Here is a 25,290-nt window from a genome sequence, read left to right as displayed (position 1 = left end):
GATCCGCAGCGCTGTCTTTCTTTATGCAAATACAATCAAGTTGTCTCGATGGATCGCAGGCTTCTCGGCCAGGTTAGCGAGCAGGCGGTTGCTGGCGATCTGGTCCTGGCGGCGGCCGGCAGCAAGCTCCAGCACGTCCGAATCGGCCTCGGCGATACCGCGGGCGACGACCATACCGCTCGGATCGCACACATCGAGCACATCGCCCTCGGCAAACTGGCCATCGACCTCGCGAATACCCACCGCAAGCAAGGAAGAGCCACGGCTAACCAGCGCCTTCGCAGCACCATCATCGACCGTCACCGAGCCATGCGCCTTGTCGCCCAGTGCGATCCACAGCTTGCGGGGTGCGATGTCCAGACGCTCCGCCGGCGGATCGAACAGCGTGCCCACGCTCTCGCCGCGGGCGAGGCGCACGAGCGCATCGGGCTCCTCGCCTGAGCAAATCACGCTCTGAATGCCCGCCGTCATCAGGATGCGGCTCGCGCGGATCTTGGTAATCATGCCGCCCGTTCCCACCGATGTGGAAGAATCGCCCGCCGAGGCAATAATCTTGGCATCGATCTTATGCACGACAGGAACAAACTCGGCCGTGGGGTCCTCATGCGGATTGGCAGTATAGAGACCATCGATGTCCGAGAGCGTCACGCACAGATCGGCAGAAACCAGGCAGCTCACAAGCGCCGCCAGTGTGTCGTTGTCGCCAAACTTGATCTCATCGACAGTAACGGTATCGTTCTCGTTGACGACCGGCACCACGCCAAGCTCCACCAGGCGCAGCAGGGCGTCGCGCGCGTGCAGGTAGGACGTACGGCGCGCCGTGTCGTGACGCGTGAGCAGCACGAGCGAGGTGAGCAGGTCGCGCGCATGAAACTCCTCGTCGTAGGCCGACGAGATGATGCACTGGCCGGCCGAAGCGCAGGCCTGCAGGCTCGGCAGGTCGCCGACCGGCTTACGGTCGAAGCCCAGCACGGGATAGCCACAGGCGATAGCGCCCGAGCTCACCACGACCAGACGCCAGCCGAGCTTGCGCAGCGCTGCGGCCTGATCGGCAAGCCCGCCGATAAAGGCGCGGTTGACCTTGCCGTCGGCGCCCACCACCGTGGACGAGCCGATCTTTACCACCATCGTTTTATAAGAAGTCGTCATACGTCAAACCAATCGAGTGTTGAGCAGGCGGGCGAGCTGGAGCAGCCGGGGCACCCGGTGCGGGACGGACGAAAATGATCCGTTTTCCTCCGTCCCCTTCGGATCATTTTGCCCAGGGGAAGGCCGAAGCCGCGGCCATGTTCTTGCGCACGAGCTCGTCGCGCACCTGAGCCAGGCCCTGCTCCATGCCCACCACATAGGTCTGCGGGTACAGGAAGCGCTTGAAAGCTGCGTCCAGATGATCGAGCGCCCAAGCACAGCGCTCGCGCGCGTCCTGGATGCTCTCACGCGGAGCCACCGCACTGCCATCGCGCACGATCGGCACCAGCAGCTCGCGATACTCAAGTTCGGACACGTCGGTCACCAGGGCGGCATCATTCACGGCCACGAGGGTATTGCCGCGCGCGGCGCCCTCCCCCGCCAGATGGTCCTCGTCGTAGATCATATCGCAGACTGGGCCGCCAAAGCCGTCGTAATAACGGCGCACGCGTTGCACACCCGGGATCGTGCGCTTATAGGGCTGCTCGGAGAGCTTGACCACCGGCGTCCATGGATCTGTCTCGCTCGCACGGCGGGCGGAAAGCTTGTACACGCCACCCAGCGCCGGCTGGTCATAGCAGGTCGCGAGCTTGGTACCCACGCCAAAGCTATCGATGGGCGCGCCCTGGTCCAGCAGCGACTGAATCGTGTACTCGTCAAGATCGTTGGAAACCGAGATCCCCACATAGGGCAGGCCCTCGGCATCAAAACGGCCGCGAACATACTTGGAGAGCTTGGCGAGGTCGCCGGAGTCGATGCGAATAGCCGACAGACGCTCGCCCACCGCCTCCATCTCCTTGGCAACCGTAATGGCATGCTCGCAGCCCTCGCGCACGTCATAGGTGTCGATGAGCAGCGTACAGTTCTTGGGGCTCGACTTGGCAAAGGCGCGGAAGGCCTCGAGCTCGGAATCGAAGCTCATCACCCAGCTGTGCGCATGCGTGCCAAAGACGGGAATACCATAGCGGCGGCCGGCGAGCACATTGGACGTAGAGGAGCAGCCGGCAACGTAGCTCGCGCGCGCAACGGCCAGGCCGCCATCGGGACCCTGGGCGCGGCGCAGGCCAAACTCCGCCACGGGGCGACCGTCGGCGGCGAGCACCACGCGCGCCGTCTTGGTGGCGACAAGCGTCTGGAACCCGACGATGTTGAGCAGCGCCGTCTCAAGCAGCTGGCACTCGAGCGCAGGACCGGTGACGCGCACCATGGGCTCGCGCGGAAAGACGAGCTCGCCCTCGGGGACGGCGTCGATATTTACATGCGCACGAAAATCGCGCAGGTAGTCGAGGAATGCGGACTTGAACATCGCGCCGCCGGCAGGGGCCTCAAGCGAGGCGAGGTAGTCGATATCCTCGGGCGTAAAGCGCAGGTTCTCGACGAGCTCGGGCAGCTCGGCGGTGCCACACATGACGGCATAGGCGCTGCCAAAGGGATGGTCGCGGTAAAACGCGGTAAAACAACCCTGCTCATTGGCCTTGCCGCTCTCCCACAGGCCCTGGGCCATAGTGAGCTCGTACAGATCGGTGAGCATTGCAATGTCGGTGGGATGCGAGATGTCGGTCAAAGCCATGGGGCGACCTTTCGGATGTGTGGTGCAGAATTTGAGGGTTGGACGAGAGCAGAGCATGCGGACATGACGCCCGATGCGAGTCGGTTAGAGCAGGCCCATGCTGGTCAGGATCGTGTAGCCCATAAAGATGACAAACGCGATGAGGGCAAGGACAATGATGATTTTTTGAGCCGGCGCCATGCCAGGGATCTCGTTCTCGCCCATAGGCTCCTTGGAGGTAACCATGCGCTGGGCAAAGGTCATCTCGTCACGGCTCGGCTTGGGCTCGACGGACTTGGGACGGGCGGCCTTTTTAGGCTGAGGTTTGGGCGCGGCAGGTGCAGGCTTCGCAGCAGCGGGCTTGGGTGCGGGCGCGGGCGCCGATGCGGATGCGGCGTTCGCGGCGGCCTCCTCGGCCTTCGCACGCTCGGCACGCAGGGCAGCCAGCTCCTCACGCTCGCGACGGGCCTCTTCCCGAGCCTCGCGGCGGGCCTTCTCAGCGCGGAGCTCTTCCAACTCGGCGCGCTCCTCGTCGGACAATGGTTGGGACTCAAGCTCGGCCATGATATAGCCCTTTCTTTTAAAAAAAGCCGCCGACACAATGTCAGCGGCTTATCAAATCCATGGGTGGAGACGAAGGGAGTCGAACCCTCGGCCTCTGCCATGCGACGGCAGCGCTCTCCCAACTGAGCTACGTCCCCAGGACAAGTCGATATTTTACCTACGGCTCGCCAACTGTCAACGCCCAATAACCAGTCTTTTTGGGACGCGGCTATTTTGACAACTTTTCGAACAGGCGATCCTCTCGATGATTTTTTAATCCCCGTCCCAGAAAAATCATCAGCGTGCGCTCTACTTTGCGCTGGTAAGAACACCGGTGGTGTCGAAGGCCGGGGTGAAGCTCTCGTCTACCGCGCCGCCCTCTTGCCAGAACATCGTCGTAAACCCCAGGTCGTCGGCATGGTCGAGCACCTGCTCGTACTCCTCACGCGTCACGGCGCGTGCCAGGTCGCCGCCCTGCTCGCGCATGAGCGCATTGGGCGTGTACTGGTTCATAACCGAGATCGGCACGTCGCCCACCGTCTGCCACACCAGGTCCAGCACGCGACACGAATCGTCTGCATGCCCCGGAAGCACCAGGTGACGCACGATCATGCCACGCTTCATAAGCCCGTCCTCGTCCACCAACTCTCCCCCGCGGCGCTCGATCTCGCGCGCCATCTGGGCCAGACCCGACACGGCCACACGCGGGTAATCCTTTATATGGGAGAGCGACTGCGCAAGCCCGGCATCGGCATATTTAAAGTCGGTGAGCCACACATCGACCAGGTCGCCCAGCGCCGCCACGGCACTCGCGCGCTCGTAACCACTCGTGTTGTAGACGATTGGGATAACCAGTCCGCGCGCCCGTGCCGCGGCAATCGCGGCAGGCAACAGGTGCGCATAGTGCGTCGCCGTCACCAAATTGATGTTGTTGGCACCCTGGTCCTGCAGTTCCAGCATAATCTCGACCAGGCGCTCAGGCGAAATCTCAAGGCCAAAATTGCCGGTCGAGATCTCGTGGTTCTGGCAGTAGATACATTTGAGCGAGCAGCCGCTAAAGAAGATCGTGCCCGAACCGGCCTCGCCCGAGATAGGCGGCTCCTCCCACATATGAAGCGCGGCGCGGGCCACCTTGAGCGTGTCGTTAGCACCGCAGACGCCGTGCGCGCCCTCATCGCGCGCCGCGCCGCAACGGCGCGGACACAAATGGCAGGCGGGCGAAAAAAGTTCGGTCAACGACGTCGGCATAAAACCATGCTCCAAAACAACGATTCAGCAGCTCAAACGTAAAGGGATCAACCCCACAGACGGCTCGAGCCCAAGGCGCCGTAATCGTCCGACACGATTTTTGTAATGTCAAGACTGGAATCCACAAAGTGCGGCTTTATGATGTAGTTATTCCGCCCCCCGCGGAGCAACTGGGTGAACCGTCGCGTTTATTTAGGGAGCCCACACAGTCGTACCTAGTACAGGTATCCTTCGTTGTTAAGGACGCTGGAACAGTCGATGAGGGCACCCACCTGTTTTAGGTGGGTTCATTTTCGTAACGTGGGGGGTGGTTTTCTTTTGCCGAAAATCACCATACAGTCCATATGGATCCCCGCCGGCATCCCGACAAGCCATCGACAACATCCCAATATCTGGTAAGCGCGTGATTATCGCTGCGTGCAATTACATGCACCCCCCTTGGTCGAGTATCATGGTTCGGCTATGCCCTTTGCGCATGGCGTTCTTCTGACCTTTTCCTTCGACGCTTGGCGGTTTTTAGATTCATGGCTTCATCCCCGAGCTACATACCGTACCTATGCGTGGCAGCGGCGGCTTTTATCACGACCTTCCTCGCGGTGCCCCTGGTCAAGCGCTTGGCAATTAAGCTCGATGCCGTCGACTATCCTTCTAAGCGCCGCATCAACACCAAGCCCATCCCGCGTTTGGGCGGAACGGCGGTGTTTTTGGGCCTGGTCGTTGCCTGCATTGTGCAAATCCTAGGCACCTGGTACCTAGGCTGGCCACCCGTCCTGGTGCCGCACCCGCGCCTTCACATTAGCTATCCCATGCTGGCGCTCTCCTTTACCGTCATCTTTGCGACCGGCGCTATCGACGACGTCTTCCAGCTCACGCCCAAGCAAAAGCTGGCCGGACAAGTCCTCGCCGCGCTTATCGCCTGCATGGGCGGCCTAAAAATCGGCGTCATCGTCAACCCGTTTGCTCCCGGCGAGATCATGCTCGGATGGCTCGCCTACCCCATCACCGTGATCTATCTGGTGGCATTCACCAACATCATTAACCTCATCGACGGCCTCGACGGCTTGGCCACGGGCATCTGCGGCATCGCGTCGTTCACCATGTTTTCGATGGCCGTTCTCTCGGGCCGCATCGACGCCGCCGCGCTCTCCATTGCGCTCTTTGGCGCCTGTCTGGCCTTTTTGCGCTACAACTTCAACCCCGCAAGCATCTTCTTGGGCGACTCGGGGTCGCTGCTTCTGGGCTTTGCGCTGGGCTCCATCTCGCTGCTCAACGTGAGCCGCACCGCCGCACTCACCTCGCTTATCATCCCGCTCATCGTTGCCGGCGTGCCTATCATCGACACGTTTAGCGCCATCGTGCGCCGCAAGCGCGCCCACATTAGCATCGGGCAGGCCGACAAGGGCCACATCCACCATCGCCTGATCCAAGAAGGCTACAACCAAAAACAGGCTGTGCTGCTCATCTATGCCTGGTGCATCATGCTTTCGGCCGGCGCCGCCGCGATTAACCAGGTCGAGGTGCCCATGCGTGTGCTCATCTTTACCGTGCTCGCCATTGGCTCGGCGGCCTTTGCCAAGCATCTACATCTGTTTGAGCCCGTGCTGCGCCACCATTACAACAAGCGCACGCACGAGGACGAGCTGGTCACCCCCGACGACCCCGCTTTTAAGCAGGAGGAGCAAGCAGCCGAGGAACGTAAAGAAGAGCGCCACCACAAGCTCTAGGGTAAGCCGCCGAGAATGTGCCAAGGCACCGTTGGCCAAGCGCGGCCGCGCCGCGCCCATCGCACAAGCCACCCCTCTCCCGCCCCTCGCCTACTTACGCCCCGCCCCTCCAATAAACGCGTTATCATCTTGACCCATGAAGAAACGTTAGGAGCAATCATGCCAAACGAGAACAGCTACGAAGTCGCGCTGCAAAAGAGCAACGCCATTCGCGAGGGCTTGGCCAATACGCCCGAGAAGTTCACCATGCTCACCGGTGATCGCCCCACCGGCCGTCTGCACCTGGGCCACTACTTTGGCACCCTCAAGGGCCGCGTTGAGCTGCAGAACATGGGCGCCAAGACCAACGTGCTCATCGCCGACTACCAGGTCATCACCGACCGCGACACGACCGAGCACATCCAGGACAACGTGTACAACATGGTCATGGACTACCTTGCCTGCGGTATCGACCCCAACAAGACCATGATCTACGCGCACTCCGCCGTGCCCGCCGCCAACCAGCTCATGCTGCCGTTCCTGTCGCTGGTGTCCGAGGCCGAGCTGGCGCGCAACCCCACGGTCAAGGCCGAAATGGAGGCCTCGGGCCACGAGCTCACCGGCCTTCTGCTCACCTACCCGGTGCACCAGGCCTGCGACATCCTGTTCTGCAAGGGCAACGTGGTGCCCGTCGGTCGCGACCAGCTACCGCACATCGAGCTTACCCGCACCATCGCCCGCCGCTTTAACAACCGCTACGGCAAGGTGTTCCCCGAGGTCGATGCGCTGCTGTCCGAGACCCCGCTGCTGCCGGGCCTGGACGGTCGCAAGATGAGCAAGAGCTATGGCAACGCCATCAATATTTCGATGACCGCCGAGGAGACGGCCAAACGCATCAAGAAGAGCCAGACCGACTCCGAGCGCATGATCACATTCGATCCCGAGAACCGCCCCGGCGTGTCTGGCCTGCTTTCGACAGCCGCCATCTGCACCGGTCGCTCCGAGGTCGAGATTGCCGAGGAGATTGGCATGGGCGGCTCCGGCCAGCTCAAGAAGTACGTGACCGAGGCCGTCAACGAGTACTTCGCACCGATCCGCGAGCGTCGCCAGCGCTACGAGAACGATCTGGACTATGTGAAGGACGTCCTGCACGAGGGCAACCGTCGCGCCAACGAGATCGCCGATCAGACCCTGGCAGAGGTTCAGGACGCCATGGGCATGGTGTACTAGACCGATTTGCTGGCTTGAGCTTTCGATTGCTTTAGGGCGGGCGCTACGACGTCCGCCTTTTTCGGAGCCGGACTGCTTCGGCTCCGTCCATTGCACTCCCCCGATAAACAGGAACGGGCCCGCCGGCAGTCAGTTGCCGGCGGGCCCGTTCCCGAAGTACACCGTTGAATCGCACAGAGGGGAGGAATGCGAATCAAACTCAACAGGGCAGGCTTTTTCATCGCCTATTGCCTGCTCCGTTGTTGAATACAATATAGTTCACCGTGGTTTACTTTGCAGCATCAATATTCGCCGCCATAGCTTCTCCATAAGTTAGCCCCGGTAAACCTGCAACAGAAAACCACCACAAAGGGGACAGGCACCTTTGTGGTGGTTCTGGCCACGGCAGAGCTGTTAGAGTCCGGCAGGCCAACGACAGACGGCCAGGTCGACGTGCATGTCGTCCTTAAACGCCACACCCTCCCCTAGCAAAAGCTCACGTTGAGCATCGGGACCGCCAAAAGCAAAACCCTCGCATATGCGCCCGTCGGCAAACACCACGCGGTGACAGGGAATCTCGCCGGGGCGCGGATTGCTATGCAGGGCATACCCCACATACCGCGCACTTCGTGGTCGACCGGCAAGCAGCGCCACCTGACCATACGTGGCGACCATCCCCTCGGGGATCTGCTCGACCACCTCGTACACCCGTTCAAAAAAGCCCTCAGACGCCATTGCTCGCTCCCTTCCACCCTGAAAAGCATAAACCACCGCAAAGGGGACAGGCACCTTTGTGGTGGTTTATGGCAGGTCAGTTAGTTGGCGGGCTGGAAGAAGGCTACGGCTACGGCGCCAGGGCCTACGTGGGTACCGATGGTGGCGCCGATGGTGTGAACGGGCAACTCGCCCTCGGTGTGGCCAGCCCAAAGTGCCGCGCTGTCCTCGATATACTTCTTGAGCACCGCATCCGAAAGACCCGTATAGCCGAGCGCCAGCGGCATGGAAAAGTCGATGCCGCCCGCCTTTTCGACCTTTTGGTTCAGCAGGTTGCGGCCGTTCTTGGAACCGCGCGCCTTGCCCAGCTGCACGATCAGACCGTCCTCGACAGCCACCACAGGCTTTACGTTGAGCAGCGTGCCCACGGCGCCGGCCGCAGCAGACAGACGACCGCCGCGCACCAGGTACTCCAGCGTCTCGAGCAGGCCGATGACGACCACGCGGTCACGGACGGCCTCGACGGCCGCCGCGATCTGGGCCGCACTACGGCCCTCGTTCACCAGGCGCAGGGCATACTCGACCAGGACACGCTCGCCCAGAGTGACGTTATTGCTATCCACCACGTACACGTCGCCGCCCGGCGCCTCGGCAAGTGCGGTACGGGCACTCTGATTGGTGCCTGATAGCTTAGCGCCCACGGTAATAATCACAGCCTCATCGCCGGCTTCACGAACCTTGGCAATCGCCTGCGAAAACGCGTACGGGTTGACCTGGCCGGTCTTGGGCAGCTCATCGCGCTCCACGAGCATCTCGTAAAAGCGCTGGTGATCGATGTCGATGCCATCCATGTACACATCGGTGCCAAAGGTGACGGACAGCGGCAAAACGGCCAGTGCTGGGTGCTCGACCGGCGACATATCGCTTGCGGAATCGGTAATAATGCGGACGGACATAGCGAATCCTTTCTTGCGCAGGTCCCGCGCAGGGAATTTTGACAGCAAGGCCCCGGCACGGTATACGCGCTCAAACAGGACTATGCAGTTGTTAATTGGAAGCAAAAGCCTTGGCGGCCCTACAGCTCGCGCAGGGTGTTGAGAATCGTGCGCAGCGACGCATACATCTGCTCGCGCTGCTCCACACCCATAGCCTTACCGGTGGTATCGAGCACCTCGCGAATGATGCGGTCCGCTTCGCTCATGCTCTCGCCGCCCAGAGCGGTCAGGCGCACCGGAGCACGATACTTAACGGCGGCATCGCCCGAATCGTCGACCTCGACGTAGCCGCCCTCCTCCAGATGCGCGAGCGTACGCGAGACGGCGGCGCGGGTCACGCCTGCCATGCGAGCCAGGTCAGCGCCAGTCAGGCCGTCCTTGCTGCGCTCAAGATAGTAAAGGCACATAACATCGGAGCCCTTGAGGCCCAGCCTTGCGCCCTCGGATGTCTTAATGCGCTGAATCTCCTTGTAGAGCCCGCTGATCAGTCCGACAAAGTCCTCGAAACGTGTCTCGTCGTTCTGCTGCATGGGAGACGACCGCCTTTCGCTTGCATAATGCTTACGGGTAAACATCTTAGTCGCATAAGGCGACACCCGTACCCAAATACCCCATTTGTTAACCCATCAACATAAAAACCACCACAAAGGGGACAGGCACCTTTGTGGTGGTTTGGGGCATCAATAGGTTCTAGGCGCCGCTACAGCTCCACGCAGGGATTGTCGCGAGTCACAAGCGTCTTAACGACAACCGTCGCTCCCAGATAACGCTCGAGCAACTCAGCGAGGCGATCGATCGCGGCCTGGCATTCCCCCATCCGCTCGGGCTCCACGCACTCAATCGCCAGGAACGCATCGGCCGAATCATCGGACAGCGCCGTGCGAACGCCGTCGCGCCAGTTCCAGCAGCGGCACACAGCGCCCGCATCGTCGATGTAGGCGAGCTCGCCGGGCAACGTCGGATCGTCCGCCTCCTCGCCAAGCGGCAAGAACGCATCGCCACCGTCGGTCACCTTCAAGCGAAGGTCTCCCTCGATCGCATGCAGATCCTCGCCTCCCACGGGCAGCGCGTAGGTCAGCGACACCGTGTTGTAAATATCCACCGCGGGCGTAATGTGGCCCACCGGCTTGCCTTTGAGCACGCGTTTGAGCAAGTTCTCGATCGAGCAGCGCGCGCCTTTCTTGGTCTTGAACAGACGATAGGCCTCGCGCCATGCCTTGACCGGTGCGTTCTCGCTGATAGTGTCGCTGGTCAGATGACGCTCCGCATCGATATTGGCGCGGTCGAGCAACGCCGCAATCGCATCCACGTCCTCTTGAGGAATCTGAGCCGTGGGCTTCATGCCCTCCACGACCACAACACCGACCGCTGCCTGCGGAAACAGCTCCCAGAATGAATCCTCGGCAATAAAGCTCTTCATACGCTCTCCCTTCATTGTGCGCGCCCGAGTGAGGGCGCCTAAACAAAAAGCGCCCTTACGACGGCCACCTTCAAAGTCCTACGGTGCCGTCACAAGAGCGCTTGCGCTGTCCCCATCCGGAGAAGGGGACGATATGTCAGGCGTATTGTAACCCGAGTCTTCCGCGCGAGCAAAACCACCACAACGGTGTCTGTCCCCTTTGTGGTGGATATGGACTCGCGGCGACGCTAGTGGCGAAGTCCCAGCAACCCGCGGCCGCGATGACGAGCGTCGGCGTGTACTTGGGCGTGCGGGCCGGCGGCTTTGACGGACTCGGGCAGGTGCGAGTACTTCTTCTCGAAGTTCTCCTCGAACATCACCGCCAGGTTGTGCGCGGCCTCGTCATAGCGCGCGGTGCTCTGCCAGTATTGGCGCGGCACCAGGATGCCATCGGGCACGCCGTGGCACGTCGTGGGAATGTCGACGTTAAAGATGTCGTCGTGCAAGAACTCGCTGTCCTCGATGGTACCGTCGAGGGCGCGGGCCACCAGGGCGCGCGTGTAGGCAAGCTCGATGCGATGGCCCACACCATAACCGCCGCCAATCCAGCCGGTGTTGACCAGGTACACGCGCGTACGACCGTCGGCGATACGCTCGCCGAGCATCTTGGCATAGACCATGGGGTCGAGCGGCATAAACGGCTCGCCAAACAGCGAGGAGAACGTGGGCGTGGGCTCGGTGACGCCGACCTCGGTGCCGGGAATCTTAGCCGTAAAGCCCGTCACAAAGTGGTACATAGCGGCATCGGCCGTCAGACGTGAGATGGGTGGCAGCACGCCAAAAGCGTCGCAAGTCAGGAACAGCACGACACTCGGAGTGGTGCCCATGCCCTTAGTCCACGCGTTAGGAATGTGCTCCACGGGATAGGCCACGCGCGTGTTGTGCGTGATCGAGATGTCGTCGTAGTTGGGCTTGCGGTTCTCGTCGAGCACCACGTTTTCGCAAATGGCGCCAAAACGGACGGCGTTGAAGATCTCGGGCTCGTGGAAGGCGTCCAGGCCCTCGCATTTTGCGTAGCAGCCACCCTCGATGTTGAAGATACCCATGTCGGACCAACCGTGCTCGTCGTCGCCGATCAGCAGGCGCGTGGGATTGGCCGAAAGCGTGGTCTTGCCGGTGCCGGACAGGCCAAAGAACACGGCGGTCTCGTGCGTGACGGGATCCATGCTGGCCGAGCAGTGCATGGGCAGCACGTCGTCCTCGACGGGCAGCAGATAGTTCATGACGCTAAAGATCGACTTTTTAATCTCGCCGGAGTAGCCGGTGCCGGCGACCAGAATCACGCGTTCCTGGAAGTTGATGACCACCGCGGCGCTGGAGTTGAGGCCCTTGATGGCGGGGTCGCACTGGTAACCGGGCGCTGCGAGCACGCAGAAGTCGGGCTCGCCGGTGCGCGCGATTTCGCGAGCGAGCGGGCGGGCGAGCATCTGCTTAATAAAAAGTGCCTGGCTGGCACGCTCGCAGGCAACGAGCAGTCGACGCGTGTGGTTGCGGTCGGCACCTGCCATGCCGCGGGTGACGAACACGTCGCGCTCGTTGAGATAGTCGACGATGCCGGCCTTGATGGCCTCATAGCTCTCGACGGACAGCGGGCGGTTGACCGCGCCCCAGGCAATCTTGTCGTGAACATCGGGGGTGTCAACGATAAAGCGGTCATTGGGGGAACGGCCGGTACGCTCCCCCGTCTCGATCACCAGCGCGCCGTTGGATGCCATGCGGCCTTCTTCGCGGCGGATAGCGTGCTCGACGAGCTCCGCGGCGGGCAGATCGACCAGCAGACGGGGTTGATTCTCGGCGGGATCTTCGACCAGCGTAATACCAAAATTGGACAGAACTTCTGCAGGGGTAACACCAGGCATGGGGCCTCCTTTAAAAACGCGGCACGTGGACGCGGCGCGCACTTTACTCACGTAAAGCCCGTTGTACCCGATATGCAAAAACGTTTTTGCGGCAAGGGCGGCAAGCCCGCCCAACGGTCAAAAATCGCAGGCAAGCGGCCCAGTCATTGGGGACGTTCTTAAACGACTAGTCATTGGGGACACTCTTGAACAGGCAACATTCAAGGAGTGTCCCCGGATGCCGGCACTTAGGGACGTTCCCAAAGTGCCTGCACATAAGGAACGTCCCTAAGTACCGACTACTGAATGGCGCCGCCGAAATTATTGAACAACCTGTTCAAAAACACGAATGGATACCACCGCGAATATACTAGAGCGCAGCAATAGAAAGGACCCCGCTTTGAGCATCACGCCCCTCGATAGCATTCGCCGCGCCATCGCCCGCCGCAATGGCGTCGCCGACCCCGCCGTAGCGGGCAGCGGCACCGCAAGGGCCCAGGGCGGCCGCATCGAGAACGGCCTCTTCCCTGCCTCCCACACGGCCGAAGAGCTCGCACGCATCCAGGAGCTGAGTCAGCGCAACGCCGGCGGACCCGATAGCTGCCAAGCCACACGTCGCCGGCGCGAACGCGATCGCAAGCCCGGCCCCGTCCGTCGCATGGTCAACGCTTGGTGGAACCGTCTGCTCGGCGCCGTCTACGGCGGCGGGTTCTCCACGCAAGAGGCTGAATACGAAGAGCACGCCACCAGCCGCGACTATCTTTGGAACGCTCTCGGCACCGCCGTGTGGGGCTTGGCGTTTCCGCTGCTCACCATCGTGTCCACACAGCTCGTGGGCGCCGAAGAAGCCGGCAAGTTCTCCATCGCCTTTGTCACCGGCACGCTCATCATGATCGCATGCAACTACGGCGTGCGCAATTTCCAGGTCTCAGACATCGACGAAAAGACGTCCTTTGCCTCCTACCAGCTCAACCGCTGGCTTTGTGGAGCGCTCGCCCTAGGCTGCGGCTTCATGTACAGCAGCGCCCGCGGCTATGATGCGCAGATGGCGACGATCGGCCTGGGCGTCTACCTGTATAAGGTCATCGACGGCGTCGCCGACGTGTACGAAGGCCGCCTGCAGCAGGCCGACAAACTCTACTTGGCTGGAATGAGCCAAACGCTACGCTCCGTCGGCGTCATCGCGGTCTTCAGCGTGGCGCTGTTCCTCACGCGCAGCATGCCCATCGCGGCCATGGCCATGGGTGTCACCGCGATCGCCTCGCTCGTGCTGGTCACCGCGCCGCTCGCCCTGCTCGAGACCGAAAAATCGCGCCACGTGAGCCTGCGCGAGGTCGGCCACCTGTTTGTCCAGTGCGCCCCGCTCTTTGGTGCACTGTTCCTGTTCAACCTTATTGAGAGCATGCCCAAGTTTGTGATGGAAGGCACGCTGGCATACAAATATCAGCTGTACTTTAATGCCCTGTTCTTTCCGGCGCAGGCTATTTTGCTGAGCATTGGATTTATCTATAAACCGCAGCTCCTGCGCTTGTCGAGCATTTGGGCTAATCCTCGCAAGCGTCGTCGCTTTGACCTGATTATTGTTGCCGTTATGGCGCTGATCGTGGTCATCACCGGCGTGTGCGCCGTATTTATGGCAGGTCCCGGTATTCCCCTCATGAGCTTTATGTACGGCCTCAGCTTTGAACGCTACCGTACGCTGGCGCTGCTAATGGTCGTTGCCGGCGGCGTCACCGCGGCCATCGACTTTATCTACGCCATCATCACGGTGCTGCGCCATGCCGGCGACGTCACCAAGGTCTACCTGATTTGTTTTGCCGTGAGCGTGGTGCTGCCGGTGATTCTGATCAATCTGCTCGGCCTGATGGGCGCCGTCGTGAGCTACCTAGCCATCATGGCCCTACTCCTGGTGCTGCTGATAATCGAGTACGCCCACATCCGCCAACGCATCGAGCGCGACCGGAACCCATACGGCGCCTAATTAGCTGCCCCGGTCACCGGAATTTGCGATGGAATCGCCCCGGCTGGGGTCTCGTTGAAGACAATATGCATCGCGTAAAACTAAGTGAGTAGGTTTTTACCGAATCCCCGACCACACCGACAGAGCACAAGTTTGTGACCTGCGGTTTTATTGAGGCAAATATGTTGGGTGCTCGGCATTTCCAAAAAAGTCTACTCACTTAGCCGGCGGGCAGCCAAATGATTATTTAATCCCCGTCCCAGAGAAATCAATTAGCGGGCAGAAGGGCAAAAGAAGTCAAAAAACCCTTCCCAAATTAGCTACCACTTGCACCGATTATTCGCCCGGGTTGATGTTCGCGTAGAACTCGGCCCCGTCGTCCAGTCGCAGGATGCCCACGCGGCCGAACTCGGAGCCGGTGGCGGCGGCGCAGTCGATGTCGATGCGATCGGGCACACCGGCGGCATCCTCGCCGCCCAGGCGCACGATCTGCCCGCGGCCCGACTCCTCATCGAGCCCCGCAAGACCACCGACCTCGCAATAACGCCCGAGCGACACCGTTGGCGTGTGACCGCTCACCACGACCGGACCCTTGCCCTCGGCAGAAAGCAGCCCGGTCGGCACATCCCAATAGCCGTGACGAATCCACAGCAGGTCATCGGACGACTGCACCGCGAGCATCTGCTGCAGCAGCTCGCAATCGGCACCCACCGCTCCAACGCCATCGGCACAATCGACGCCATGCTCAAGCAAAAACGCGCGCGCCGCCTTCATCTCGATTCCAGCATGCACCAGCAGATACGGGCGCTCCTCGGTCTCGGCCACCGCGTAGAGCGGCAGCGCGGCCATCCATCGCACGAGCTCCTCGTATGCCTCAAATTCCATGTCGTTGAGCTGCTCGCGCGTCGTCCAGCCACCGTTGATATCCCAGGTCTCGGCATCGAGCGGATCCTGACCAATGATGGCATCGAGCATGATCTGCTCGTGATTACCCTTGAGCACGTGGGCGTTGGGCAGCGAGCGCACGAGCTTAATAACGCCGACCGGATCGGGCCCGCGATCGATCATGTCACCCAGCACGTACAGCGTGTCGTCGGACGTCAACGAGATCTTAGACAGGGCCTCGTCAAGCGCACGCACGTGCCCGTGAGCATCAGATGTCACATAGATCGCCATGGTACGCCTCTCCTTGCATTGCGGCCGAAGCCCGGTGCCGCAACTAAAACTTCAAGTTGAACTTAAACGTTACCCATTGTACTCCGTTGCAATAAAGCTGGAAAGGGTTTCCGAGCAGAGGCAAAGATGGCAGCCGTCTATGACGATATCGCGCACGCCCGCAATCCAACCCCATAAACCCACCATCTTTGGGTACAAATAACCACAGACAATTGACCGTGCCACGCCAACCACCCAGGAGCGGACACTATCCATGAACCAGATCCTTCTCTTTATCGGCCTCGTCATCATTTTGTGCCTGACCATCAAACCCGTCGGCAAAAAACTCCCCTTCCCCACCCTGCTAATCTTTATCGCGCTGGGCATGCTGTTGGGCGTCAACGGCCCGGCGCACATCGATTTTAGCGACTACGCGCTTACCGAAACCGTCTGCAGCACGGCGCTGCTGTTCATCATGTTCTACGGTGGCTTTAACACCAACATCGACCGTGCCAAACCTGTCGCCGCGCCCGCGGTGCTGCTGAGCACGCTCGGCGTCGTCATCACCGCTGGCATCACCGGCGCGTTTGCGCACTTCATGCTGGGCTTCGACTGGATCGGCGGCCTGCTGCTAGGCTCGGTCGTGGCATCGACCGATGCGGCGAGCGTCTTTAGCGTGCTGCGCGAACACAACCTTTCGCTGAGGGACAGCACCGACTCGCTGCTCGAGGTGGAATCGGGCTCCAACGACCCCGTCGCCTACATGCTCACCGCGGTGCTCGCGACCCTCGCGGCGGGCGGCAACATCGACATTCCCGTGCTGCTGGCCAAGCAGATCATCCTGGGCGTGGGGCTGGGCCTTGCCATCGGCTGGATATCCAGCCGCCTGATTGAACGCGCACATGCAACGGCCGAGGGCGCGCAGACTATCTTTTTGTTCGCCGTGGCGATCGTCGCCTACGCGCTGCCGAGCTACCTAGGCGGCAACGGCTTTTTGGCCGTATACCTGGCGGGCATTGTGCTGGGTGCGAGCGACATCACCGGCAAGGTCGAGATGGCGCACTTTTTTGACACCCTTACCGAGATGGCCGAGATGACCATCTTCTTCTTGCTGGGCTTGCTCGTCACGCCCGCACGCCTGCCGCAAATGCTGCTACCGGGTCTGGCACTCATGGCGTTTATGCTCTTTGTGAGCCGCCCCATCGCCGTGGGCATGCTGCTGGCGTCCTTTAAGACCAATCCTCGCCAGGTCGCACTCGTAAGCTGGGCGGGCCTGCGCGGCGCAGCTTCGGTCGTATTTAGCCTCTTTGCCGTGGTGGCCGGCGTTCCCGGCGGTCACGACCTGTTTGACCTGGTGTTTGTGATTGCCGTGTCGAGCATTGTGGTGCAGGGATCACTGCTGCCGTCGGTGGCGAAAAAGCTCGACATGATCGATGCAGAAGGCGACGTGCGCCGCACCTTTAACGATTACCGCGACGAGGACGGCATGTCGTTCGTTAAGCTCAAGGTGGGCGCGGGCCATCCGTTTGCCGGTCGCTCGCTTGCGGACATTGGCAGCGTCACCGACATGCTCGTGGTCCTGGTGCTGCGTGACGGCGCACACCCCGTGCTGCCTAACGGTGATACCGTAATTGAAGAAGGCGACCTTCTGGTTATGGCCGCGCCGACGTTTGAAGAGCGTGCCGAGGTTACGCTGCGCGAGGTCACCGTGACGCCCCACGGCCGCCTGGCAGGACAGCGTCTGCGCGACGTGCCACAGGGCAAGCACCCCTTTATCGTAGTGATGCTCAAGCGCGACGGCCAAACCATCATCCCCGACGGCAACACCCTCATATACGCCGGCGACGAAGCCGTCATCGCTACACTGGCGTCGTAGCCATCCCCACCCATAAGTTGCGGTGAAATAGGGATTGAATAGGCCTCTGAACAGCCATTTCAGTCCCTATTTCACCGCAACTTATTGAGGGGATGGATTGAAAAACATTTGAATTGACACCGAAATGAAAAAAGCCGGGGGATGTCCCCCGGCATTTTTATGCGAGTTAAGACTAAATACTTCTCGGGAAAACGCCGGCCCATTGCGTCAGCAATTTACGAGCCGCTCTACCCACCTCTGGACGGCTAAGGACTTTTCGCAGGTAGTTTGACGAACATATGTTTGCTTATTATAATATTACTTGAAAGCACCCCTTATCTCATGGTATAAAGAATACGGTTCCCTCCAAAAGAGGGGCCTCCAAGAGCCGGGGTCTTACCCCCGGCATTTTTTTGCAAAAATGGAGGCCCATCATGAGCGAACTCTCCGTCTTTGTTGACGAATCTGGCGACCTCGGAGGCGTCTCCAACTACTACCTCGTCACCCTCGTTTTTCACGATCAAAACGATGCAATCGTTGAACGCATTGACCGCTACGAGCGCGCCCTGTCGCAGTCCTCGCTTCCCAATACGCCTTTTCATGCAGGACCCCTACTGAATGGAAACGGCGACCACAAAGATCTCCCCAAGGAGCAGCGAAGGCACATGTTGAGCGCATTTCGCGCGTTCATTCAGCATCTCCCCATACGCTATCTCTGTCTGCAATACCGAATGAGCGAATTCGCCGGCAATCAAAACGGTCTCGCGGAGAGAATGAGGCGAGACCTCACAGTTGAACTTTTCGACCATCTGGAATTCTTCCAGCGATACGACACCGTTAAGATTTACTACGACAACGGCCAACCGATTGTAACGGAGGTCATTCATTCTGCGCTTGAGTACGCTCTAGCAAGGGATGTCATCGTATACCGAGAAGCCACACCACGAGCCTACCGGCTATTCCAAGTTGCTGACTACATCTGTACGATCGAGCTAACGGCTATCAAGTTTGACAGCAAGGAAGATACAAAGACTGATCGGCTATTTTTTGGAACCCGAAGGACGTTCAAAAAGGGATTTCTCTTATATCTCAGGAAGAAAAGGATGAACTGACCCGGGGTCACCAGTCGTCAGACGCTCCGCAGTCGTCATCGACGGCAAGGTCGCGGGGGTCGAGGCCTTCGCGTTCGGCTCGAGCTAGGAGCTCTTGGGGCGACTCGTCCTCGATATCCATCACATCGAGCATGGCGGCCGGAAAGTCCACACCCGCCGCAGACCCCGCGCGGTCGAGCAGGCTCTCGCGCAGCTGATCTACGTCAACTTCGATCTTCATGATGAAACCTCCTACCAGGCCAGGATCCCTACTCAGCAGCGCCAAGCTCATCCACGGCAGCAACAAAAGCCGCAACCTGCTTGTCGTCCATCTGTGCAGCCAAACGCCCCACTGGCTCGTCGTAGGCGTACTGAACCTTATCGATAAAGCAGTCCCAAGCACGCTCGTCCACACGAACGGCGGCCTCGCAATACTGGCTGAGCTTTTTGAGTCCATACCAAAACGCATTCACATGGCGCATAGGATCCTCATCCAGCACACCATCGTAGCGACGCCCATTAAACTCACGCATGCGCGCCACGGCAACCTCGAGCGAGTCGCCGCCCTCGGTCGAAGCCTCATCCACAAGCTCGGGAATCGGAACCTCACGGCGAACATCATGCCTGGTAGCGCCATCGTACTCGCCCACCAGCACGTCTTCGTCAAGCCGAGAATCATAGTCGAAATAGCTCGAGCCCCTGCAAATACCATGCGGCGAGCCAGAGCCAAACGCACAGAACAACCCGCCGTCGGCAACAACACGACGGTAGGTCTCAAACGACTTCTTAACCTGAACGAGCAGCTCGGAAAGCAAACCGGCATCGCACGCCGTCTCGCATGCAACGCGCGCAGACTCGGGCAACGATACCGGCTCAACCGTGCTCCCCGCAACGCGGGCGGCACGCTCAGCCCGATATGCCTGCGCGGCCAAGCGTGCCCGCTGCGCAGCGCCGTGCACGTTGGCAAGCTCGCGCTCCAACGCCACGTCGCCAGCAACATCACCGGCCACGTCGTCCACAAGCCCGTCAGCGCCCAGCGACCCCGTCGCACTCAGCTCAGACTTAAACGTCGCTGTGATCATGCCCGCAAGGTCCGTCGCATCGGCGGCACAACGCAACTGCTCCAGCTGCGTACACAGCAGGTCGGCATCCAGGGGCACGGCATCCACAACGCGCACGTCACTCAGCCGCACCACGTCCTGTAGCACCATAGCCCCCGCGGCATCATACGCCGCACGAACCCTGGCCGCCGTATTGGCGCGCAGCTTTACCTCGATAAACGCAAGCGTCTGTTCCAGGCGCGTCAGCAGCTCGGCCTTGTCCTCCATGCGCAAAAAGGCAGCATAGCGCCGCTCCATCTGCAGCGGACCTACAACGCCCGCCTGCTTGCGAGCGCGTACAAGGACCGCACCCTCAACACGGCGCACGTACGTATCAACAGCCCGCACGGCAGAGTCGCGCGCAGCGTGCTCGGCAGCCTCGACGCCCCCAAGCACGTCCAGCAGCTCGCGTGAGCGTGCCTTGCGCATCAACTCCCCGCGATCGTACTGCTCAAGCGCCGCTTGACGCTTGGCTACCGACTCAAAGCCAAACAGCTCGTCGAGCAGTTCACCAACAGAACGCTCGCTCGCCATGGCAAGGCCTCCCTACTCGAACACGCCAACATGTACGCGGGGCGCCCGAACACCGGACGCCCCGCTCGCCCTCACCCCTACAGATCCAGAGCCTTTTTCGCGGCGTCGACCGGGTCGCCATCCATGTAGAACACCGGGCTCAACCCCGAGATAATCTCAGACGAAACACTCTGCAAACACGCAATGGCGCTCAGCGGCAAAATCACGCGCTTGGCGCCGGCGTTTTTGGCCACGCGCATAATGTCCTCGAGCCCGCGGATCTCGTCCATAGAGCCCGACATGCGCAAGATTCCCGGAATCGCCAGTGCGGGCATCACCGGACGGTTGCACGCCGCGGAGCACAGGCCCACAAACTCGGCGAGCGAAACTTCCTCGGACAAGCCCTTGCTCTGCAGGTCGTTATAGAACAGCAGATAATCCTTGGAGCCAATGTGCATGCCCGGCGCCACGCGGTTCGCCAGGTTCACAAAGTTGTCAAACGCGGCTTCCAGCGTATCGCGCACCGGCTTGTTAAAGGCCACGCCCTCGTGCTTAAACTTGCACTCGCCGGCAACGGCCTTGTTCTCCAGCTTGTACACGGCGACCTCGCCGCCCTGCGACCTGCCCACGCCAAATACGTGGCCGGACAGCAGAGGCCCATCGGGAATCAGCGTGTCCTCGGTCTGCTCGGGCACGCGCACAACGTGCACGTCCTGTGGGTTGTCGGCATCCATATAGCCCAGGTTGACGTCGATAAACTCGACGCCCGCCATAATCTTGAGCTGTTCCTTTACGCGACGACGGCCCTCGATGGCGTAGTCCAGCAGCCAGCGCACATCGTCCTTGTCCATGGCCTCGTCGGGGAACAGCAGCTTGGCCAGACCGCTAAAGGTCTTGCGCACGGCGATCTCGTCGCGCTTGTTAAAGTCGCTGTTAAAGCGGAAGTAACGGTCTATATGGTGCGTAAAGTCCTTGCGGCGCATCTCTTTGCAAAACTCCGACAGGCAGTCGGTGATCAGACCGTAATGACCAGTCAGCAGGCTCGAGCGCATCTTAGGAATTTCCCAACCCGGCAGGTAATAGTGGATACGGTCAAAGAAGGCCGAATCGTTGTTAAACTCCGGCGGGAACGGATCAAACAGGTGCGTGGTCTTAAGGACATTTTGCACGGTGTCGTTGATGTTGCCCTCAAAGACCATGGAGGCATCGGCGTTAATCTGGTCGCGGCCGCGCGCATAGCTGCCGCTCGCCATGTAGTCCTTCATGATCTGCACGGCGTTGGTGTCCTTAAAGCGCATGCCGGCGACCTCGTCGAACGTCACGCAGTCCCAGTGGCCCACCAAGCCCACGCGATCGGCGCGCATGGAGTTCATGCGGCCGAACAGGTTGGCCGTGGTGGTCTGGCCGCCCGAAAGCAAGATGGCGTAGGGCGAGACCTCTTTGTAGATATGGCTCTTGCCGGTGCCGCGGGGGCCCAGCTCGCACAGGTTGTAGTTGCGCTCGATCAGCGGCACCATGCGCTCGATAAAGTGCAGGCGCTCTTTCTCGGAAAGCTCGCTGGGTTCGTAGCCAGCCGAACGCAGCAGCATGTTGAGCCACTCGTCGCGCGTAAAGTATTGGCGCTCGTCAACCATGGCATCCAAGTCCAAATTGGGCATCTGGATGGGCGTGAGCGAAGCCACGCTAAACGGAGAATCCTCGGGTCCGCGCTTTTTGCGCTTGGCCTTGGAGCGGCGCGGCGCATCGTCGCCAAAGACCTCCATGCCAAACTCGTCTTCCTCATCCACGGGATGGCGATACTCGATGCTCATAATGCACCAAATACCACCCTGCAGAATCTTGGAATAGTCGCGCACGTACTCGGCCGGCATCACAAACGGCTCGATGGTCAGGTTGGCAAACGAGGCCACGTAAATATCTTTGTACTCGTCGAGCTTGGCCGTCACCTTATCGATGATGGTAAAGCGGCCCAGCTCGCGAATCTTGGACTTAATGCGCTCGGACTCGTCGGGGCGCACGTAGTTATCGGTAAGAATCCTGCGAATGCGGTCAAGGCCCTCCGCCACGGCTTCCTCGTCATCGGTTGAGCAATACATGCCCAGCAGGTACTCCAGCACAAAGGTTGGCACGTTGGCGCCACGCTTCATAAGGGCCGTCAGGTCCTTGCGCACGATCTTGCCAGCAAAGTGCTCGAGCAGTTTGCCGTCAAGGCCATCCATGTCGTAGCCGTCGTCCTCGGGAGCCTCGTCAACAGCCTGGTCATAGCCATCGGTCGAGGATTCGTCCTTGGTGGTCGCCGCAGACTCAACGGGCACAGCACCCAACGGCTCCGGGGCAGGCACGGCCTCCTCCGCAGGCACGGCCTCCTCCGCAGGCACGGCCTCCTCCACGGGCACATCCACATCAATCGAGGGAACTTCCCACAGATTGTCGTCATTGCTATCAAACATAGGGCACACTCCTAAAAACCAAAGTCAGCAACAGGGGCAAACGAAACAGCGATGGTATACGTCTCGCACCAAACGATCTTGCCCGTCTCGCGCTCGCGGCAGACCAGATAGTACGGACCCTTGGCCGAGAATCCATCCGCTGCATGCAAGGCAAACTTGGCATGCACTACACGCTCCTGCGAATTAACAGAAGTCTTGTTAGCATGCGCCTTGACCGTATCGCTCACCTCGTTGCCGCTTGCATCGGTAAACACCAGCTCGTATTCGCACGGCAAGACCTTGCCTTGGGCTGGTTCTTCCTGGATCAAGTTGAGCGAGAAGAGCGAGTTGGTCACCCGGCGCCCCTCACTTAGCACGCGCAACGTCGCCGCGCGCGTGTCGACAAAGTCCTTGGAACCCGAGCGCGCACGCCAAAATCCAATAACGGGCACGCAAAGCTCCTGCAGGCTCATGCCGCCGTGGACGTAGTTGTTAGTACCACCGGGACGCTTGAAGTGCACGTTCTCGCGCGGGGCAAACCCCTCAAAGCCGGCACCCAAACGTCCCATGTCAACATTAACAAACACCTCGCGTGCCTCGTCCGAAAGCTTGGCCACGGCCTCGTTGGGCACCACCAGATGACGCTTGCCGTGCATGACGGGAGCGTCAAGGAAGGGAAGATCTGGCTTGCCGAGCATCTGACACTCGCTGAGCTCCCGGCGCGTGTAGATAAAGCCGTGATCCGCCGTTATAACAACACGCGCGCCCGGGGCGTCGGTGCACACGCGGCGCGCCAACGTGGCAAGCTCCTCTACGGTGTCCGCACAGGCATCGAAGACGTCATCCTGCGTAGCGGCCTTCTCGCCCGTGGCATCGATCTTGTTGTGATAGAGGTAGACGAGTTTTGAGTCCTTGAGCAGCGTCTTGCGTTCGGTTCCCGTCATGTTGAGGTATGTGCTCGAGCGTAAAGCGCGGGCCGTGGGCTCAACGTGGGCAAGCACGGCCTCGCGCTGCGGAGTCGTGGCAGTGGGCATGCCGTCAGCCAACACAAACGAGCCATCCGCTGCAAGCTCAAGCGCTTGGTGTGGCAGCAGCGCGGGCATGCCCACCTCAGTAATGGAGGGAAAGACCGCCTGCATGCTAGAGACCTTGACGTTGCCGCCGCGTTCGCGCTCGAGCAGCGCCGCAACGTCGCGGGCAACCTCATAGCGCAGCGCATCGCTCACGATAACGACCGTTGTTTTGGCAGAACCCACAAAGGCGGGTAGCACATGCCAGTAAAACTCATCCTGCCGTGCGGGACCATCGATGTAGCCGCAATCGGCCCACTCCCCTTGCGCAGCAGCCGCCCAGCAGGCATTGACATCCGCCAAGAACCAGTTGCTGTAGAGATTCTCCGCCCAGTCCGCCACGGCGCGGGCAGGTTCCTCGAGCGCATCGCACTCGACGGAGCGTGCCCGCAGATACGCGGTGCACATACGGCGATAGGCAGCGTCCATGGCATACCATTCGGACGTATAGGCATCCCACACCTGCTGGGGCTGCGCCAGATGGAACCCACCCGCGTGCGTCTGCCTAAACGCGCACATATCGGCCACAGCGACAAGCAGGTCAAAGTAGCTCTCGACACGACGGTACCAGCTTAGGTCGCAACGGCGCGCAGCAAAGGCACGCGTATCCTCAACACGGTCTGCACCTTGCGCAAACGAGCAGAACAGCTGCGAGAGCACAACCTCGTTGACGCACGGGAACACATCAAGCGAAGCCAGCGCATCGATCGGCAGGGTCTCGAACCGTGCAAAGAGCCCGCGGGCATCCTCAACTAAACGACAAATCTCAAATAGGTCCTCGCTCGATGCCCGGGCATCGGCGGCCTGGTCCCACGTACGCACCGCCTCAAGGCAATAGGGGCCGTAGGCGGGAGCCATATAGTTTTCGAGCCCCTTGAGCGCTCCCTCGGGAAGTGCGGTGGATGCCGCCGTAAGAAGCACATGGGATGCAAGCATAAGCAGTGAGTCGCGCTCATACAGCGGTCCCTCAAACCCATAGCAGCGATGCATAAAGGCAGAGAGCACATCGCGCACGCAGTACTTGTCCATCAACTCGGCCAGCGCCTCGGGACCCTCGTGCAGCAGCATGGTCATACAGCCACGCAGCACAAACGCGGGGCGCGCGTCACCAAGCTCTTTACCGCCAAAAATCACCGTAAGGATGCCGAGTTCGATATCGGATGCGCCCGAGGCATGCGGAACACACGCGGCAAACTTAGCGCAGCGGGTCTTGGCATCAAAGAACGTCTTGTGCTCGCGAAGGCTCTCGCGCACGGCGTCGATATTCTCGATGCCCAGCTGATCGGCCAAAAGCGAAAGATAGTCAGCCTGGAACTGATCGGCATACAGCTCAACATCGGCAAGCCAATCACCCTCAAGCCTGCCGCGCGGGCAACGGCGATACAGCAAGATATCGCTCGCAAGGTCATCGCGGTTGATGAGCTTCTTGACGGCAAACATACGGCCCTCGCAGGCCTCAACAAAGCGCACCGGGCGCTCAAAGTCACCGTGAGCAGGCATTACGCCGGCATCGGCCCCCACGCCGTCGAAACCCTCGGCAGCCAATCGCTCAAACTCAGGAGCAAACTCGCCGTCCGCATCGTGCCAAACCACCACACGGCGGGGCATGCATGCGAGCAACGGCTGCAAAAATCGCAGCTTGAGCTGTTCTTCTACATCGATCTTGGGCAT

The 25,290-nt window shown here is 60.5% G+C and carries 19 protein-coding genes and 1 tRNA gene; 5 read left to right on the top strand and 15 right to left on the bottom strand.

The window, feature by feature from the left end; translation table 11 throughout:
- Window positions 1–21 precede the first annotated feature (21 nt).
- From proB to AAA069_RS06405, 5 genes are all read right to left on the bottom strand, one after another.
- Window positions 22–1,149 (bottom strand): glutamate 5-kinase, encoded by a 1,128-nt coding sequence (gene proB, locus AAA069_RS06425; RefSeq protein WP_035137237.1) that lies wholly within the window; start codon window positions 1,147–1,149, stop codon window positions 22–24.
- A gap of 103 nt (window positions 1,150–1,252) precedes the next feature.
- The gene (locus tag AAA069_RS06420) at window positions 1,253–2,758 is read right to left on the bottom strand and encodes a nicotinate phosphoribosyltransferase (protein ID WP_226790524.1); all 1,506 of its coding nucleotides are present in this window, start codon (window positions 2,756–2,758) and stop codon (window positions 1,253–1,255) included.
- An 84-nt stretch (window positions 2,759–2,842) separates the two neighbouring features.
- A complete protein-coding gene (locus tag AAA069_RS06415; RefSeq protein ID WP_006235473.1) occupies window positions 2,843–3,301 on the bottom strand; it encodes a hypothetical protein in 459 nt (152 codons plus the stop codon).
- A 64-nt stretch (window positions 3,302–3,365) separates the two neighbouring features.
- A tRNA-Ala gene (locus AAA069_RS06410) sits at window positions 3,366–3,438 on the bottom strand.
- Between the two features lie 151 nt (window positions 3,439–3,589).
- A complete protein-coding gene (locus tag AAA069_RS06405) occupies window positions 3,590–4,528 on the bottom strand; it encodes a radical SAM protein (RefSeq protein ID WP_006235472.1) in 939 nt (312 codons plus the stop codon).
- Window positions 4,529–5,052: 524 nt separating this feature from the next.
- Between AAA069_RS06405 and AAA069_RS06400 the strand changes: the two genes are divergently transcribed.
- Both AAA069_RS06400 and trpS read left to right on the top strand, forming a co-directional pair.
- Window positions 5,053–6,252, top strand: a complete 1,200-nt coding sequence (locus AAA069_RS06400; protein WP_055310678.1) for an MraY family glycosyltransferase — start codon at window positions 5,053–5,055, stop codon at window positions 6,250–6,252.
- Between the two features lie 159 nt (window positions 6,253–6,411).
- On the top strand, window positions 6,412–7,461 hold the full coding sequence (gene trpS, locus AAA069_RS06395) for a tryptophan--tRNA ligase (RefSeq protein WP_349127869.1): 1,050 nt from the start codon (window positions 6,412–6,414) through the stop codon (window positions 7,459–7,461).
- A 393-nt stretch (window positions 7,462–7,854) separates the two neighbouring features.
- Here trpS and AAA069_RS06390 read toward each other — a convergent pair whose 3' ends face one another.
- The 5 genes from AAA069_RS06390 to pckA all read right to left on the bottom strand — a co-directional run bounded on the left by AAA069_RS06390 (window position 7,855) and on the right by pckA (window position 12,467).
- Window positions 7,855–8,175: an MGMT family protein gene (locus tag AAA069_RS06390; protein WP_217107928.1), complete on the bottom strand. Its 321-nt coding sequence runs from the start codon at window positions 8,173–8,175 to the stop codon at window positions 7,855–7,857.
- An 80-nt stretch (window positions 8,176–8,255) separates the two neighbouring features.
- Complete coding sequence (locus tag AAA069_RS06385; RefSeq protein WP_346978793.1) at window positions 8,256–9,110, bottom strand: DegV family protein; 855 nt, start codon at window positions 9,108–9,110, stop codon at window positions 8,256–8,258.
- 119 nt (window positions 9,111–9,229) lie between these two features.
- Window positions 9,230–9,679 carry a MarR family transcriptional regulator gene (locus AAA069_RS06380; protein ID WP_035137250.1) on the bottom strand — a complete coding sequence of 150 codons (450 nt, stop codon included), beginning with the start codon at window positions 9,677–9,679 and terminating at the stop codon, window positions 9,230–9,232.
- Between the two features lie 170 nt (window positions 9,680–9,849).
- Window positions 9,850–10,569 carry a phenylalanine--tRNA ligase beta subunit-related protein gene (locus AAA069_RS06375; protein ID WP_349127868.1) on the bottom strand — a complete coding sequence of 240 codons (720 nt, stop codon included), beginning with the start codon at window positions 10,567–10,569 and terminating at the stop codon, window positions 9,850–9,852.
- A 227-nt stretch (window positions 10,570–10,796) separates the two neighbouring features.
- Window positions 10,797–12,467 carry a phosphoenolpyruvate carboxykinase (ATP) gene (gene pckA, locus AAA069_RS06370; protein WP_349127867.1) on the bottom strand — a complete coding sequence of 557 codons (1,671 nt, stop codon included), beginning with the start codon at window positions 12,465–12,467 and terminating at the stop codon, window positions 10,797–10,799.
- 379 nt (window positions 12,468–12,846) lie between these two features.
- On the opposite strand from pckA, the gene AAA069_RS06365 reads away from it, so the two are divergent.
- A complete protein-coding gene (locus tag AAA069_RS06365) occupies window positions 12,847–14,427 on the top strand; it encodes a lipopolysaccharide biosynthesis protein (protein ID WP_349127866.1) in 1,581 nt (526 codons plus the stop codon).
- Between the two features lie 315 nt (window positions 14,428–14,742).
- On the opposite strand, the gene AAA069_RS06360 is transcribed toward AAA069_RS06365, so the two are convergent.
- Window positions 14,743–15,582 (bottom strand): metallophosphoesterase family protein, encoded by an 840-nt coding sequence (locus tag AAA069_RS06360; protein ID WP_349127865.1) that lies wholly within the window; start codon window positions 15,580–15,582, stop codon window positions 14,743–14,745.
- 253 nt (window positions 15,583–15,835) lie between these two features.
- Here AAA069_RS06360 and AAA069_RS06355 point away from each other — a divergent pair, with 253 nt between their 5' ends.
- Together AAA069_RS06355 and AAA069_RS06350 are read left to right on the top strand one after the other, a co-directional pair.
- The gene (locus tag AAA069_RS06355) at window positions 15,836–17,437 is read left to right on the top strand and encodes a potassium/proton antiporter (protein ID WP_349127864.1); all 1,602 of its coding nucleotides are present in this window, start codon (window positions 15,836–15,838) and stop codon (window positions 17,435–17,437) included.
- A gap of 413 nt (window positions 17,438–17,850) precedes the next feature.
- Window positions 17,851–18,528: a DUF3800 domain-containing protein gene (locus AAA069_RS06350; RefSeq protein ID WP_349127863.1), complete on the top strand. Its 678-nt coding sequence runs from the start codon at window positions 17,851–17,853 to the stop codon at window positions 18,526–18,528.
- Between the two features lie 7 nt (window positions 18,529–18,535).
- On the opposite strand, the gene AAA069_RS06345 is transcribed toward AAA069_RS06350, so the two are convergent.
- The 4 genes from AAA069_RS06345 to pglZ form a co-directional block, all read right to left on the bottom strand.
- Window positions 18,536–18,748, bottom strand: a complete 213-nt coding sequence (locus tag AAA069_RS06345; RefSeq protein ID WP_349127862.1) for a hypothetical protein — start codon at window positions 18,746–18,748, stop codon at window positions 18,536–18,538.
- Between the two features lie 28 nt (window positions 18,749–18,776).
- Window positions 18,777–20,141, bottom strand: coding sequence for a hypothetical protein (locus tag AAA069_RS06340; RefSeq protein ID WP_349127861.1), 1,365 nt, complete (start codon window positions 20,139–20,141; stop codon window positions 18,777–18,779).
- Window positions 20,142–20,218: 77 nt separating this feature from the next.
- Complete coding sequence (gene brxL, locus AAA069_RS06335; RefSeq protein ID WP_349127860.1) at window positions 20,219–22,570, bottom strand: protease Lon-related BREX system protein BrxL; 2,352 nt, start codon at window positions 22,568–22,570, stop codon at window positions 20,219–20,221.
- 11 nt (window positions 22,571–22,581) lie between these two features.
- The gene (gene pglZ / locus AAA069_RS06330) at window positions 22,582–25,290 is read right to left on the bottom strand and encodes a BREX-1 system phosphatase PglZ type A (RefSeq protein WP_349127859.1); all 2,709 of its coding nucleotides are present in this window, start codon (window positions 25,288–25,290) and stop codon (window positions 22,582–22,584) included.

Origin of the sequence: Collinsella sp. CLA-SR-H006, from assembly GCF_040097075.1 — a bacterium.
Classification (GTDB): domain Bacteria; phylum Actinomycetota; class Coriobacteriia; order Coriobacteriales; family Coriobacteriaceae; genus Collinsella.
This window is presented reverse-complemented; position numbering and strand designations above follow the sequence as displayed.